This is a genomic window from Vibrio sinus, assembly GCF_023634645.1.
In the GTDB taxonomy this organism is placed as follows: domain Bacteria; phylum Pseudomonadota; class Gammaproteobacteria; order Enterobacterales; family Vibrionaceae; genus Vibrio; species Vibrio sinus.
This window is the reverse complement of the sequence record NZ_JAMKMR010000003.1, coordinates 213,386-229,416: the sequence shown is the minus strand read 5'-3', so window position 1 is coordinate 229,416 and position 16,031 is coordinate 213,386. Positions and strand designations below refer to the sequence as shown.

At 42.6% G+C, this 16,031-nt stretch carries 13 protein-coding genes; 10 read left to right on the top strand and 3 right to left on the bottom strand.

Features of this window, described 5'->3' with window-relative positions; translation table 11 throughout:
* Positions 1 to 61 precede the first annotated feature (61 nt).
* A complete protein-coding gene (locus M9194_RS04935) occupies positions 62 to 793 on the top strand; it encodes a substrate-binding periplasmic protein (protein ID WP_250611524.1) in 732 nt (243 codons plus the stop codon).
* Positions 794 to 830: 37 nt separating this feature from the next.
* Here the strand turns inward: M9194_RS04935 and M9194_RS04930 are convergent, their stop codons facing one another.
* Both M9194_RS04930 and M9194_RS04925 read right to left on the bottom strand, forming a co-directional pair.
* Positions 831 to 1,529 carry a substrate-binding periplasmic protein gene (locus tag M9194_RS04930; RefSeq protein ID WP_250611523.1) on the bottom strand — a complete coding sequence of 233 codons (699 nt, stop codon included), beginning with the start codon at positions 1,527 to 1,529 and terminating at the stop codon, positions 831 to 833.
* A 127-nt stretch (positions 1,530 to 1,656) separates the two neighbouring features.
* Positions 1,657 to 4,320: a heavy metal translocating P-type ATPase gene (locus M9194_RS04925; RefSeq protein ID WP_250611522.1), complete on the bottom strand. Its 2,664-nt coding sequence runs from the start codon at positions 4,318 to 4,320 to the stop codon at positions 1,657 to 1,659.
* A 217-nt stretch (positions 4,321 to 4,537) separates the two neighbouring features.
* On the opposite strand from M9194_RS04925, the gene M9194_RS04920 reads away from it, so the two are divergent.
* Positions 4,538 to 4,774, top strand: a complete 237-nt coding sequence (locus tag M9194_RS04920; RefSeq protein WP_250611521.1) for a hypothetical protein — start codon at positions 4,538 to 4,540, stop codon at positions 4,772 to 4,774.
* Between the two features lie 109 nt (positions 4,775 to 4,883).
* On the opposite strand, the gene M9194_RS04915 is transcribed toward M9194_RS04920, so the two are convergent.
* Entirely contained in the window at positions 4,884 to 5,837 is a 954-nt protein-coding gene (locus M9194_RS04915) for a LysR family transcriptional regulator (RefSeq protein ID WP_250611520.1), read from the bottom strand.
* Positions 5,838 to 6,755: 918 nt separating this feature from the next.
* Here M9194_RS04915 and M9194_RS04910 point away from each other — a divergent pair.
* The 8 genes from M9194_RS04910 (at position 6,756) to M9194_RS04875 (ending at position 16,029) form a co-directional block, all read left to right on the top strand.
* Positions 6,756 to 7,076: a hypothetical protein gene (locus M9194_RS04910; protein ID WP_250611519.1), complete on the top strand. Its 321-nt coding sequence runs from the start codon at positions 6,756 to 6,758 to the stop codon at positions 7,074 to 7,076.
* A gap of 1,001 nt (positions 7,077 to 8,077) precedes the next feature.
* On the top strand, positions 8,078 to 8,398 hold the full coding sequence (locus M9194_RS04905) for a hypothetical protein (RefSeq protein WP_250611518.1): 321 nt from the start codon (positions 8,078 to 8,080) through the stop codon (positions 8,396 to 8,398).
* Positions 8,399 to 8,485: 87 nt separating this feature from the next.
* On the top strand, positions 8,486 to 8,815 hold the full coding sequence (locus M9194_RS04900) for a hypothetical protein (RefSeq protein ID WP_250611517.1): 330 nt from the start codon (positions 8,486 to 8,488) through the stop codon (positions 8,813 to 8,815).
* Positions 8,816 to 8,843: 28 nt separating this feature from the next.
* Positions 8,844 to 10,172 carry a YcaO-like family protein gene (locus M9194_RS04895; protein WP_250611516.1) on the top strand — a complete coding sequence of 443 codons (1,329 nt, stop codon included), beginning with the start codon at positions 8,844 to 8,846 and terminating at the stop codon, positions 10,170 to 10,172.
* Positions 10,150 to 10,860: a hypothetical protein gene (locus M9194_RS04890; protein WP_250611515.1), complete on the top strand. Its 711-nt coding sequence runs from the start codon at positions 10,150 to 10,152 to the stop codon at positions 10,858 to 10,860. The genes M9194_RS04895 and M9194_RS04890 overlap by 23 nt, the downstream gene beginning before the upstream one ends.
* Complete coding sequence (locus tag M9194_RS04885) at positions 10,853 to 12,658, top strand: nitroreductase family protein (RefSeq protein ID WP_250611513.1); 1,806 nt, start codon at positions 10,853 to 10,855, stop codon at positions 12,656 to 12,658. Before M9194_RS04890 ends, M9194_RS04885 begins: the two co-directional genes overlap by 8 nt.
* A 72-nt stretch (positions 12,659 to 12,730) precedes the next feature.
* Positions 12,731 to 13,492: a nitroreductase family protein gene (locus tag M9194_RS04880; RefSeq protein ID WP_250611511.1), complete on the top strand. Its 762-nt coding sequence runs from the start codon at positions 12,731 to 12,733 to the stop codon at positions 13,490 to 13,492.
* On the top strand, positions 13,489 to 16,029 hold the full coding sequence (locus M9194_RS04875; RefSeq protein ID WP_250611509.1) for a lantibiotic dehydratase: 2,541 nt from the start codon (positions 13,489 to 13,491) through the stop codon (positions 16,027 to 16,029). Before M9194_RS04880 ends, M9194_RS04875 begins: the two co-directional genes overlap by 4 nt.
* The last annotated feature ends 2 nt before the right edge of the window (positions 16,030 to 16,031 follow it).

Sequence of the window (16,031 nt, the reverse complement as noted above, 5' to 3'; positions counted from 1 at the left end):
TTAGTAAAAGTAAAATATGTGACCTATAGTTTAAAATTATTTGCTACCAAGGGATGTACCTATGAAACATCTCACATCATTGTTACTAATCTTGATAAGCCTTTCCTCGTCACCGTCCTTCGCTGAAAATATTGTCACTATCTCAGGTAGCGGTTGGTTGCCATATTACGGTAGAGAGCTCAAAAACTTTGGTCCTATTGCTGAATTAATTAAAGAAGCCTACAGCCGCAGTGGCTATCAGGTTCACTTTTCTCAATCCCCATGGGCAAGGGTATTGGAAGAGGTAAAATCGGGAAATATAGATGGAACAGGAGTCGCTTTTTATACCGAAGAAAGAGCTAAACACTATCTCTTTTCAGAACATTTTATGACCAGCGACTATGTCTTCTTTAAAAGAAAGGACAAACACATTAAGTGGAGTAAATTGCAAGATCTGAAGGGATTAAGAATCGGCGTCGTACGTGGCTCTTCGGTCAGTCCGGAGTTTGATGATGCTAACTATTTAAATAAAAAAGACGTTGTCAGTGATAGTCGAGTGATGCAGATGCTTGGCGCAGATAGACTCGATCTGATACCTGCGGATCTGATATCTGGCATCTACTTAATTCGAGAAAAGTACCCAGAGTTACGTGACCAAATTGACTACATCAGTGAACCTAAAATTCAATCCCATAAGGTGTATATCATGTTTCATAAAGGCGTTGATAAAGACAAAATCTCCGCATTTAACGAGGGACTCGCTAAAATGAAAGCGGATGGGACCTACGATAAGATTTTATCTAAACATCAGTGATAAATTTAAGCTGCTATCAATCGCTGCTTACTCAAGACTAACGGTGTTTTTCAATAGCCCGATTTAACTTCTCCATAAACTCCGGATGCTTCTTCAAAAAAGCATTGGAGATATAGACACTAAACTCCTTCTCCACTTGGACCATGATTTGAAATCTCGTGTCGTATTTAAACTCTTCGTTAAATACCTCTTGTGCAACGAACACCGCATCGACTTCTTTGCTACTAAGCTTACTGATAAGCGATTTGATATCGGACGCTGGTGCTGCCGTTTTATAACCGGACTTGTTGAGCCAAAAATTGGTGTTGGTATTGACTAAGCTCGCGACGACATACTTTTCTTTGTTTTCAGGATCAAAATATTCACGACTCTGCCTTCGCACAACCCATACCCACCGATTAACCATTACTGAATTGGCAAACTTGGCAAATTGGTCTCTCTGCTCGTTTTGAGAAGCCATAAAGAAACCATCTGAGCGTCCACTTCTCAACTCAGATAATGCTCTTCCGTGGTTTGATCCAACCTTGAAGGTGTAATCGACATCGATAGAGTCGAGGATCAGTTTCATTTTATCGACACCAATTCCCACCGCATTACCTTGCTCATCCGGCATGGTATAAGGAGGGAAATCCGGTAAGAAAAAGTGCATACGGTAGCTTGCGATAGCCGTGTTACTACCAACAACCAGAACAACCAGAACAACCAAACAAATATGAAGTAGTGTTTTCCCTAACATCGATTTACAAACGCTCGATTTATGACCTTGTATAATTGTAGATAAGATTTGCTTTTATTGGGTTAGCGATTAGAAATGAAACAATCCGCCATACTGGCGGATTGTGAGTTGATTATTTACGTATCTTTTATTTACGTAAACTGGTTTTGAATCGACGTAAACGGTTTGCATTGGTGACCACTGTGAAGGATGAGAACGCCATCGCACCACCCGCAACGATAGGGCTCAACAATATCCCCCAGATAGGGTAAAGAACACCGGCCGCCAATGGAATACCTAAGCCATTGTAGATGAAGGCGAAGAACAAGTTTTGCTTGATGTTCTTGAGCGTCGCTCTTGACAACTCTACCGCATCGGCCAAACCGTGTAAGGATGCTCTCATTAAGGCAATATCCGCTGACTCGATAGCCACATCCGTACCTGAGCCGACCGCGAAGCCTACATCCGCTTTGGCCAGGGCTGGTGCATCATTGATACCGTCGCCTGTCATACCGACTTGCAAACCTTGTTGTTGCAATTCATCAATCAACTGTGCTTTGGTTTCAGGTAGGCACTCAGCACGGAAATCATCTAAGTTCACTTGTTTGGCAACCGCCGCAGCTGTTTTAGGGTTATCACCCGTTGCCATAATAACTTTCAGTCCCATTTCGTGTAGACGACGTATCGCTGCTGCTGAATCTTCTCTAATCGCATCCGCTACAACAATCAATCCTGCAAGAACCCCATCAATGGCAAGGTACATAGGAGTTTTGCCTTGCTCTGCAAACTCATCAATTTGATTAGCCACAGATTGAACATCAATGTTATTTTTCGCCATTAGTTTATGGTTACCCATAGCGAGATATTTGTCTGCCAACTTACCTTGAATACCGTAACCCGAGATAGCTTCAAAATCAGTGCTCATTTCCAATAGTAAGTTTTTAGATTTAGCTGATTCAACCACCGCTTCCGCTAGCGGGTGCTCAGAAGATTGCTCTATACTTGCCGCTAAGCGCAAAAGCTCTTCTTCTTGGTAACCATTTAAAGTAACCACATCGGTAACACTTGGCTTGCCTTCAGTAACGGTTCCTGTTTTATCAACAATGATAACGTCGAGTTTGCTCGCTTTTTGTAACGACTCACCATTTCGAACCAATAGGCCCAGCTCTGCGGCTTTACCGACACCAGTGATGATAGAAAGTGGGGTCGCAAGGCCTAAAGCACATGGGCAAGCGATAATCACAACCGTAGTAAACACGATCAACGCATGGGTAAGCGCAGGCGTTGGGCCAACGAAATACCAGATTAAAGCAGAAATCAGTGCCACGCCAATCACAAACGGAACAAATACAGCAGAAATCTTATCCGCTAACTGAGCTATCGGCAGTTTAGTGTTTTGCGCACTTTTCACCAAGCGAATGATATTTGCTAATGCGGTATCCGCTCCTACCTTTTCGGCCACAAAGATTAAGCTGCCGTTTTTGTTTATGGTACCTGCAGACAGCACATCGCCCGCTTCTTTTAATACTGGGATAGGCTCACCAGTCAACATAGATTCGTCTACCGTTGAAGAACCTTCGAACACTCTACCGTCAACAGACACTTTATCACCAGGACGTAAACGGATCTTATCGCCTACTTTCACTTCTTCTATCGGCAAATCAATTTCTTCACCATCGCGGATGACCCGCGCGGTTTTAGGTTGCAAACCGATTAGCTTTTTCACCGCTTCACTGGTTTTACCGCGAGCTCTAAGTCCAAGGCCATGGCCTAAGTTAATTAAACCGACAATGAAAGTGGCGGCTTCAAAGTAGACATAGCGCCCCGCTTCTGGGAACACATCTGGGAAAAGCACCACTACCATGCTGTATACCCAAGCAGTACTAATACCCATGGCGACGAGGGTATCCATGCTTGAGCTGCCGTGTTTCAAGTTTGCCCACGCCCCTTTGTAGAAGTGCCCACCTGGGCCAATAAGGATTCCTAGAACGAGGATACCGATGACTCCCCAAATCCATTGCTCGGTCGGGGTATTGATCGCCGTTGATCCTACCAAGTCCCAAATCATAAGTGGGATACCCAGCGCAAGTGACAGCCCTGCTCCCCACATCATGTGCTTGTATTGTTTGTGCTCGGCTTCTGCTTTTTTCTTCTCTCTTTGCTCATCAGCAAGAATTTTTCTACCTGGATAGCCAACGCTTTCTAATGCTTTGAGCATATCCGATTCAAGTGCATTGCCTTTCACGGTGACCGATTTATCAGCAAGACTGGCTTGTACGCTCACCACACTATCTAATGTGTTTAGCGCTTTCTCTATCTTACCTACGCAGCTTGCACAGCTCATGTTGTCAATTTCAAAGGTGAACTCGTTAGAGGCCGTAGCGACACTTTTGCCCGGATAGCCTGCATCAGACAGCGCTGTTAATAGCTGTGTTTCTGTTGCACTTCCACTTACCGTTGCGGTTTTATCAGCTATGCTAGCAAATGCACTAGTAACGCCCGGCACCGCTTTTAATGCAGATTCGATCTTCGCTACGCAGCTCGCACAGCTCATGTTTTCTATGTCAAAAACTTGGTCACTGGATGTTGCACTATAGCTTTGGCCTGGATAGCCAATATCGGACAGTGTTTTCAAGATCTCTTGCTCTGAGGCCGTTCCTTGTACAGTAACGGTTTTATCAGCAATGTTAGCCGTCGCCTGATGGACACCAGATAGTGCGTTTAGTGCTTTCTCAATCTTATTGACGCAACTTGCACAACTCATGTTCTCTATATCAAAAGTCTGAGTAAGCTCAGCGTTATTGTAATTCATTGGAACACCCATACTGTTCACCTTCAATTTGTTTGGATTGAGTACATCCTAAAGCTTACCCTTCGGTTAAGGTCAAGGTCCCTACCAAAATAAATTGAATTTTTTCACTGTTGACTTTCCCCTTGGGGTAAAGCTTAACGTTATCCACGTAGACGATCAATTAACACAACCGTAAGTCGCAATTCGTGGAAACGGAAAGATGAAAATGGAGAGAAACATGAATCTAAAAAAATACCGCAATCTATTTGTTATAGTCGCATTGATGGGAATAGTAGGATACTTATTTAATGATGGAAGCTTGCTTACTGGCGCACTTGCTAGCGCTTTCTTAGTGCCACTTATCATTTGTTTGGTCATGCTCGTGTTTATGATGGGCATGTGCAATAAATCCGATGAAAGTAAAAACTCATCATCGAACCAGTTGGAAGACAGAAAGAAGGATTTTGAAGCTTAAAAGATCGGCCATAGAAATGGCCAATCAGTATGCTTCCGAAATCAGTTGGGCAAGTATTTGGCCCAACTTTCCTATGTTCAGGTTACATAACCTCCTAGTGTGCGCCCCATTATTCACTCCTTGATACGCTGCCCATCGAACAAGTTGGTGCAGCTGCTAACTTTTCCATCAAGAAATCAATGAATACTCTGAGTTTACATGGATGAGTTTTCTTGTTTGGGTAGACTAAGTAAATATTGACAGGATGCTTAGGGTAATCAGAGAATAGCTCTACCAGTTGACCTTCTTGCAATTCATCACGCAACAAATAACAGGGGATGCGCGTTATACCATACCCCGACTTACAAAATTTCAACTCCATCTCAGGACTATTAGTAGTAATAACGTTTTTAACCTGAATTTGTATGTCATTGTCGCTTTCATCCCCAAATCGCCAAATATTTGGGGATGTCATGTTGGAATAACTTATGACGTTATGGTTCACCAGATCGACGGGTGAAGTCGGTGTACCATACTTGTTTAGATAGTCAGGAGAAGCAATGGTAATACTGTGAGACTGAATAAGTAATTTACTTGCAACCTCATCATCATCATGCATTTGGTTTGACGCGCGGATAGCAACATCCATATCTGAAGAAATTAGGTCGGTCTTTTTCTCGTTGAGGTCTAATTCCAAATGCATAGAGGGGTATAATTGTAGAAACTCTTGAAATACTTGATGGATTTTTGCCAACCCTAAGCTATAAGGGCAGCTAACTCGCAAAGTTCCCACTGGTTCTTCTTTATACCCACTAACTTGAGACTCTGCATATTCAATCTCTTCTATTACCTTTTGACAATATTGAAAATAAGCATCCCCTTCAGATGTCAATCGTAGCGTACGTGTCGTCCTATGAATCAGTTTGACTCGAAGTCTCTCTTCTAGTTTGCTGACTTCTTTACTCACATAAGAGATCGAATGTCCTGAGATTTTGGCAGCCTGTGAAAAGCTCCCACATTTGGCCACTATTGAGAAGATCACTATTCCGTTAAGTAGATCGGTACTTGGAAACGATGTACTCATTTTGAACCCTAAATTTTGAATCATGTTGAATTAAATATGGCGTACTGAAAACATCAGCACTTTCAAGGAAGTATTACATATGACACTAATCACATTAAGCGCTTTAAATCGATATTACAAGTCATTGAAATGCTAATTTTTAAATTAGCTTAATATCGTATTATCGTACGGTAATTTAATTAATAGTTCACTCTTCATATATCCACTATTCGCATCTAAGTTGGTAATATCACCCAATATCTATTCATTACCATTAATTTTAAGTCATAACATTCAAGAAACAGTTTAATACACCTTTCTTTTAAGCTATTTAATCTAGGATGGAAAAACATATTTTCCATTCAATTAAAAGATCAAAATAAAAACAGCATTCCAGATGTTAATATTATTAATAAATATATCTCATATATGGAATCTTAACATTACATAAAAACAACCATTGATTTATAATTTATAAACTCATCTAATTCAGCATTATATATTAATATTTTTATCACATTTTAATTTACAGACAATTGACAATGTTTAAACACCATAAACACTTGACGTGAGACCTATTTCATACAAATATTAAGTACAGAGTAAAAGGTTGTATTATTTCCGACCAAAAACCATCAGAAAAATATAGCGTCGAAAATGCTCTATAGAAACAATTTATCTTTGCCTTATATGTACGATTTAAAATGCTATACACACAGCTTTTAGCAGTCATATTGTTTGATTTATTTTGATGATTATATAAAAACCAATGAATACAATAATTATTGGTGATAGTTTCTATTGACACACCACTAATTATCTAACTTTGTAAAATTTCATAACATATACACCAGCCCTGAAAGCCTAGGCTTACATCGCTGTCGTATACATGGACGGCTTAAATGACATGGACGTTCTGCCCCTTGTAGGAGAAAGAATATGTCTAATGAATTTAAGAAAATCGAACTTATCGTTGACGAAGTACGTAGTGCAACTCAAAACGCCAGCAGCAGTACAGCAAGTTCAGCATGTACCGCCGGCTGCATTTCTACTGTTAGTACTCAATGTATGGGGGAGATTGAAGCTTTAAGCAATAATGACAATGAGCTAGCAATGGCGATGGCCACTCTTCATGAGGTTGGCGTACAACAGCTCGGCCAAAAAGGTATGGTCGACAAAATTGTCGAAGTCAAGCAAAGCATGGTGGGCATCACTATCCCAGCAGACCAACCCATGGATTCCGCCACTCAGGTCAAATAAATTATCTTGGTCGTCGAATCCATTTTATTTACTTCCCCTGGGCTGTGTAGCAGCCCAGGTTTTCCATCCTATATACGGAGGCTTGTATAAGTTGAATTGAATATGTCGTACTGAAAAAATCAGTACTTTCAAGGAAATACTAAATATACCGCTAAATATATCAAGCGCTTTATATCGATATTGTAAGTCATAGAAATACTTAGTTTCAGATTAGCTTACTATCTTATTATCATACGGTAATTTAACCAATTGCCCTCTCATCTTCTATCCACTATGAGCCCCCCTATTCATGACGTTACCCATTAATTATTCACTACTAGGATTTTAAATCTTAACACTCAAGAAACCGTTCAATATTCCCCTTTCTCTTAAGTTATTTAACCTAGAATGGAAAAACATATTTTCCATTCAATTAAAAGATCAAAGTAAAAGCAACATTTCCAGTTGTTCATATTATTAATAAAATTGAATCATATTTGAAATCTTAACATTACATAAAAACAATCTTTGATTTATAATTTAAAAATCAATATGATTCAGTGCTATATATTGACACTTTTATCATATTTTAAATTATCAATAGTTAATAATATTTAATCACCAGAAACACTTGACGTGAGACCTATTTCATATAAGTATTAAATATAGAGCAGAAAGTTGTGTTATTACTAGTCGATAAATACCAGTAAACAAGATAGCGCAGAAGAATGCTAATGCTTTCCAACAATAATTTTTCTTCACCTTCTATGTGTGATTTTAACGCTATACACAAGGTTTTTGACAGTTGTAATTTTTTGTCACATTGATTTTGATGACTATATAAAGAACCAATGAACATAATAATTATTGGTAATCGTTTACGACTAACACGCCAATAATTATTAAGCTTTGCGAGATTGTCTAACATATACACCAGCTCTGAAAGTCTAGACTTACATTGCTGTCGTATACATGGATGACTTAAATGACATGGACGTTCTGACCCTTGTAGGAGAAAGAATATGTCTAATGAATTTAAGAAAATCGAACTTATCGTTGACGAAGTACGTAATGTCACCCAAAACGCCAGTAGCAGTACAGCAAGTACGGCATGTACCGTTGGCTGCGTTTCCTCAGCTAGTACTGCATGTATGGGAGAGATCGACGCCCTCAGCAAAAATGATAAAGAGCTAGCAATGGCGATGGCCACTCTCCATGAAGTCGGCGTACAACAACTCGGCCAAAATGGTATGGTCGACAACATTGTCGAAGCCAAGCAAAACATGGTAGACATCGCTATCCCAGCAGACCAACCCATGGATTCCGCCACTCAGGTCAAATAGGTAATCTCAGGCTTTACATCCATTTTTGTCTACATCAACTGGGCGGTCTAGCTGCCCAGGTTTTCTTACCTATATGCGGAGGTTTGTATGCAAGATAGATTCAAAAAAATCGAACTTTTTGTTGAGAAGGTTAGAGAGCACACTCAGAACAGCTCAGCCAGCACAACAAGTACAGCCTGTACCAATTCTACTTACTCGTCTGCTAGCACAGCAGCACTCGATGAGATTGAACAGTTAAATAATCAAAATCCGGCGTTAGCGGACGCGATGATGACGATTCACGACAAAGGTATGAAAGAGCTTGGAGAAGCGGAGTTCATCGAAGCGATCATCTCAAAGTCTCACGAAATTGATCCGCTCAGTACACTACCAGATATGCAATTTGTCGCGTCTCAAAACAAACCGTCACATCGCTGATCTCAACACAACACTAGAGGGCTTGAACTTGTCAAATCTAAACGCACTGATTCATTCCTTACACCCTCTGTTCGACAAAGACGGAGGGTTACTTGGCGAGCTGTCATTACTGCCCAATACTGGAGTTAGCGAAGACAGCTTATTTGGCTATAGTGCCAGTGTTGGTAGCCTTTACCATCTTTGCCAGCACCTTCCTCAAACCCTTGGCTATGGCAGCGCGACAGGTTACGGCACCGCACTTGATTCTGATGTCGCTAAAATCCGCGCTATAGGCGAAGCGATTGAACGTTATTGCGCGATGATTCCACCTTTACTGGGCCGTAAGCGCGCGTCATATAATGAACTTCAAGGTCACGCTCTAGACCCTCGTTCCTTACCTCAGCCCTCTAGCACTGAGCTATCTTACGCACCTGATAATATCAAGCTGAAGCCTTTTTCTGACACCCGCACAGATGAATGGGTTGATGGCGTTAACTTGATAAAACAGTCTTCCGCTTGGCTGCCTATTGATGTGGTCTGCATGGGGCTTAATCAACCGTTATCTGAACATTATACTTATCCCGTCTCAACTGGATTTGCCGCTGGCACCTCATATACTCAAGCAACACTCGCAGCGCTATGTGAGATTGTTGAAAGAGATAGCTTTGCCCTTTGGTGGCTGCATAAACTGCCTCACCCTAAACTCGATCCTAACGCGATTGATGACCCAGAAATACATCGCTTACTTGAACAATTGAGCGCACAAGGTATTACGACCACCTTGTTCGACATAACGACGACATTAGGCCTACCCGTTGTCGCCCTAATCCAACAATCAGATACTTACCCTCACTATGTATGCATGGCAGCGTGCCGAACCACATCTAGAGATGCCGCTTTAAGAGTAATCGAAGAGGCCTCCAGTGTAAGAATAGGGCTTCTCAATAACCCGCCATCTTGCAGTAAAGATGAGATCGTCGCTGGTAAACTTGCTAGCCCGTTAGATTTTGGCGCGTTATACGCAGGGCAGCGTCATACAAGTGCGTTTGATTTTGCCATGAATGTACAACCGCCTTATGCGCCTTGGCGTCAAGATGCTGGCTTTGAGCCGGAACATCCGTACAAGTTTCTTAATAACATTTTACAGCGCTTTGCAAAGCTAGAACTCGAGCTTTACGCAGCAGACGTAACACTGCCTGAAGTTAAAGATACTGGTATGGTGGTGGTAAAAGTCATCGCTCCACAACTGATGCCACTCACCTTCTGCCACGCACTTAGATTTCTTGGTACCCCAAGACTATTTACTGAACCTCAAAACATGGGGTTTTCCCTAAACAAGACACATGAGGTGAATCATGACCCCATTCCCTTTGCGTGATAAAACAAACAAGCACATCGCGATCTTGGGTGGCGGAATGCTAGCCTCCCAGTTACACAAGCAGCTCAATGTAAGCCAGCTCGAAGCCGAATGCTATAATCACAGCACCTTGCCTTGGTCTCAGTTACACACCGTTGTTTGTGCTTATGATATAGAGGCGCATACACATGCGCTTGCCATGAGCAAGGCGTGTCAACAACATAACGTCCAATTGTTATGCATCTCGATGAGAGCTCCCGAATTTGCTATCAGCCCTATTTTTTCATCCGCAGGTCAACCTTGTTATCAATGTTGGCATCAACGTAGGCTCTCACTTTCGCATAACGCGAATGCCGAACAAGCATTTTCCACGCAGATCACTAAGCAACACACGTCAAACACGCTAAAAGAAACCGTGCCAGGAGGACTATTTCAATGCCAAGCTGCGCAAGTTAGTGCTTACGCCGTCCAAGTGGTGATGAAATCTTTGTCGTCCAATTCAGAAACTATCTCTTCTACCACCACGAAAAATACAAGTTATCGATATATAACGGGAAATATGTTGACAGCAAATGTCTCTTCTCATCCTTTATATCCTTTGGGCACGTGTCCTCAGTGCGGCCAATATCATATTACCAGTGAAGATTACTTGAATGAGTTACGTGAGAGCCTAACCCCTTCACCTGCAACAGGAGCCGGTCATGAGTAAAATCGTCGATACCTACAGTTCATCTGGGCTCAGTGACTATCATAAAACTTGGCCTGAATTCAATTTTCCACAGCGCCCGATATTGGTTCCAAATCTGGTTAATATACGTAACGGTGAACAAGAGTTTTTGTTTAGAGGGAGGGAAGTAAGAACCTTGCACGGGGAGTCCATGAATTGGATTAAAACTCATCTGTTTCCACTGCTGGATGGGGAACATACGGCCGATCAAATCCTGCAAAAATTACCCGAGTTAGAAGAATCAAGTCTAATAGACCTTCTGTTATTCCTCAACCAACAGGGACTTATCGAAGATCAAAGTAAAAGTGTTCCCCTTAGCAGCGATGAGCCGCTCTCCCACTTGGCTCAGATCAGTGCTCTCCTGCCCATCATCCAGCGTTTTACGCACCGTACCGAAGCCGCGAATCACCTACAACAACTATCTGTAGCGCTAGTCGGCCACAAGACTCAATGTCATCTGGTTATTGAACTTCTCACTGCACACAACATTAATACTTCTTGGTTAGGTGAAACATTACCAGAAGACTTAAAAATGGATCACGCCAACATCGTTGTCTGCATCAGCTCTTCATCAAATCAGCAATCGGATGAAAATCGTTTTTTAGTTAAACATAAACAACCAGTTTGCTTTGCCAATCCTACCTTATTGACCGTAGGGCCACTTGTTATACCATCGCAATCTGGTTGTCTAAATTGCTTAAATTTACAAAGATCCAGTCCCATCCCGCCAGATGAGAAGACTCGGTCTGTGCTTATGCCTGCCTGGGCGGGGTTACTCGTACAGCAATTGATGGCTTGGCATACCAACTTATTCAGTTGTCAGGTAATCAACCAACAACGTTCATGTCTACCTGATACAGAGTCAATACGTTTTCTGAGACTTTCTCACTGTCACGATTGCAACCCGACTCGCTCCACATTGCCTGCCAACCTACAAGTAGTGAGGCAAAAGGCGGACTCTGGTACTAGTACCGCCCAGAAAGATAAGGAAACATGGCATAACCTGCCATTGATCTATTTAAGAACGGTCAGCCTTCAACAATGGCAAACCCATAATCCAGGTGCAATGAAGTGGCATATTAGCCCCGAAGTTAAGCAGATTACCGCTACTTCGTACCTTTCAATCAATACAGATAACTCCTCTTTAAACAGTGGCTATACCACGTTACCAAAGCCAAACCCAGTTTGGCAGGAGACGAATGCCGAATTACTGCTTGGTGAGCCAGTTTCTAATGTTCAGATGGCCGCTTCCATCAGTGACTTACTCTACCTAAGTTTAGGTGAAGTACATCGACACAACCCAAATACGAACAAATCAAATGCATTTCGCTTAACCGCCTCCGGGGGTAACTTAGGCTCTTCAGAGGGTTACCTGCTGACAACAAATAGGCATCAAACAGAGGTCAACGTTTACCAAAAACAGAATCATAGTTTAAAGAAGCTGGGTCTTATTTCTCCCTCCAACCGTACGGATATTGCAGGTCAGCTGGGTATTGAACCTAAAAGTCGAAATCTTGGGGAGGATTCAGCCTCTGATTCGCTATTGGTCGTGTGTGGCAGCCTGAGTCGAGTACGTCAAAAGTACGGAGAACGAAGCTACCAACTGTGCCATTTAGATGCTGGGTTAATTGCTCACCGAATTGTTCAATTGGCACCTGCTATGGGGCTTAAGGCTCATATTCACACCCAATTTGATGACGATGCTGTCACAACCTTGCTTCACGTGAATGAAGAAGAGCAATTACCTATCTTGATCATTGAATTCGCCCAAAGTAACTAACGGATTGGGAACGGCATTTATCCATTGAGCACTTGGCCTGCTGGTCTTTCCGAATTAGATGAGGCAACTAACATGAAAAAAACAGAATTTCACTACAACGTACCACTATCAAAGCAGATGATCGAAGCAACTAAAGCGCATTCAGTACCCATTGAACTCGATACATTGCGTCCAGCACAATTACCGAATGGCATTAGTGAAGATATTGCTCTCAATACAAACACCTCGGACAGTCAATTTACTCCATCGTCATTGTCCGCCATGCAGCTAATACTCAATCGCCGCTCAGCAAGTGCATTGTCACCGCTCCCTGCGTCGCCGTTGAGTTCACTGGCAACAACCTTACAATGTGCCCTAACTAATTTTTCGACCGATTTGATCCCAAGCCCTAATTTGAAACCTCAGTTGTTTGTTCTCTCTTTTTCAGTGGAAGGACTGGCTCAGGGGGGATATCTGTACCTCCAAGAAAAACATGCACTTAGGCCATTATTTATTCGAGACTTATCAGAGTATAAATACGACGTTCTCTCCCAAATGAACCACAGCAATGCATGTTATGTCATTTTTATTGCTCAACCCTTGTCCCAATGGCTAACGGCTTATGGCGACCGTGGTTTTCGTCACGCAATGATCAGTACCGGCTGGCTACTCGATCGGCTGTATTTAACCACTCAAAGTAGAGGATTTACCAGCACTGCCTCTGGTGGCTTTGCAGCAAGCGCATTAGAGCAAGATTTTGGAATTGATGGTCATGACCTAGCACTGGCACTGTCATTTGTTGTGGGGAACTACGTTTCACCTAAGCATAACGAACGAGATGGTGAACAAGTATGATGAACTGGACATTCCGACCTTGGGGTCAGATACGTACTTGTCTGCAACCTACCTCAGCAATTGCCTATCTTGACAATAACGAGCAAGATGTATGGCTAACGGAATGGCTTAAATTACAACAGAGCCTAACATCACATCAAGAGCAACTGAGAGTGCTTAGCTTTTCACTGGTTCAAGGGTGTGAAGAGACACAACTGAGAAGAAAACTTATCGACCTACAACGTCGCCTGTTTCGCCAGCAGCAGATAGGGAGCCGATATGACGATCTCTTCGGAAAACTCAGCCAAGACTTTGATACTCGTTTAGATCTGCTACACAACGTGGAACTGACTATCAATCAATATAGGGAAGAGTGGCATTCAGTTTATGATCGAATTTTGGATGATAAACTCAATGCGTTATCTCAGTCCTTGGGAAGTACTGGTTTTGCCGATGCTCTCGCCCTAGTTTCTCCTCGCCTTAGTAGCCAAACACAGCACTGGCACGACTTTCCCAAGCAACTCGCTGAAGATTGGAAACGAAAAAAATCGAGACGCGGAATTCTTACTGTCGCCCGATATTTATGTCGCTCCGCTTGCAGACCTGACCCGTTTGGGCGCTTTGCCGCAGCGAACCTAGTCACATTCAGTGACACTCAGACCACACCAGCTGATTGCGATCGGGTATTTATCGAACGTTTTCAAGTTTTGGAATGGTTGTGGCAAGCCTTTCTCTCCAATCAAAATAACCATGTGAAACTGAAAATTAACCCAACCTTGCAGCTCACTCACGATAGAGAACAAAGTCTTTGGCAATACCACCTTGTTGGCTCGCTCTCCATTCATCCTGGTGTAGGCCTGATGACGTTAGGCGATCATCCAATGATTCAGCGAATAAAAACATGCGTGCAAGAGAGAAGCCATACATATCAAAGCCTCAGCCAAGCATTGACTATTGACAGTGATCAGCAAACTCACACGATAAATAGTTGGATCGATGAGTTGTTAAAAGCGGGCGTCATTGAACCTATATGGCCTGAGTTTTCAACGGATATTCAGGGAATCGTCGAACTCAACCAACACATCACCAACAAAGGATTAACTGTTCCAGAATTTGAACCTACTATCCAATATTTACAAAGCACGCTAAAGAATAACAAAGTAAACTCTCACGGCTCGAGCCAAAAGCCTCCAGTACATGTTAAGCTCGACTCTCATATGAAATCAGGCCTTTACCAAACACTGCCATTCGACAGTACTAAAGCTAAAAAAATTCTAGAGCCTGCACTAATGATCGGTCATTCCAGTCGCAATCGCTATAGCAGACTTATGATGACACATGTATTTACCAAAAGCTTCGGACACACAGGGGTATGCCACAACGTACTCGATTTTTTCAGCGAAGTTATCAAAAACGATGGCTTGATGAGGCAAATACAATTCGCCCAAATGGCCCCTGGATGGCGAAACACTCAATGGGCTGACGGCGTAGTATCCAGCGCTCGAGATAAAGCTCCAGACGATGAAAATTCGACATGTTACATCCCTTTATCATCTTTCTACGAAGATATGCCGAACACTCTGTCCGAACCTGCCAAATTGGCCCTGTATGTCCAGTTCCTTCGTCACGACGACCAAACGCATTCAAGTCACACAAATACGCCCTCAGACAAGAAAGCTTCTCCCCCAATATTGGCACTCAACCGTATTCTGTCAGGTGGAGATAAATATTTAACTCGATTTTTGGCCGCTCAGCCCATGGCGTTAAATCAAGTTACATCAATGCGACCAAAAAATGAGTTGCTTGTATCACCAGAGCTGGGATTAAACTTTGAGCACCTAGCTTGGACATCAACAAAAACATTAGCCTGGCCGTCCACCCACTCCGATACCAACTCAGTGATTCACTGGGACGAACTGCGTCTAAAATTGAATCAAGATGGTTTACTCACCCTTTATCACGTTGATGGAGCGCATAAAGACAAGACTGGCAACGATATACTTGAAGCGCTTGAGCCCGTACACTTGGGTTTCTTACGAGATTCTCAACTGCCTGATCTAGCCAAACTCGTCGCTGTATTGGGTGAAAGCTACGCCGATGATGCGGTCACTGAACGAGCAAATATTTACGAATATCTTGATCGTGAATCCTGGCTAACAACACACACACTGCCCTTCTGGCGACCTGCTGTACAGATTGGACAATTATTGTTGGAACGAAGCCGATTTGCTATTCCGACAAACGAAATACCAGTGCGCGGCAACAAGACCTGGCCGGACTACCTACTCGAAGTCACTCAGTGGCGCGCGCAAAGAAATATTCCAACACAGGGAATGGTTAAAGTATTTGGTAGCATGACATCGCCCTGGCTGCTTGATTTTACTGATCCTATCTCTCTTAGCCAGTTATTGAAAGACATTGAAAACACAGATAAGCCCGTGGTGCTCACCGCTCTTGATCCCAGTATGGAAAAGCTTTCAATAATAAACACCAAAACGAAGCAGAATCATGTAACCGAGTACATGATTCAATTCGACGGTCATTCAGAGGCGGTGTAATT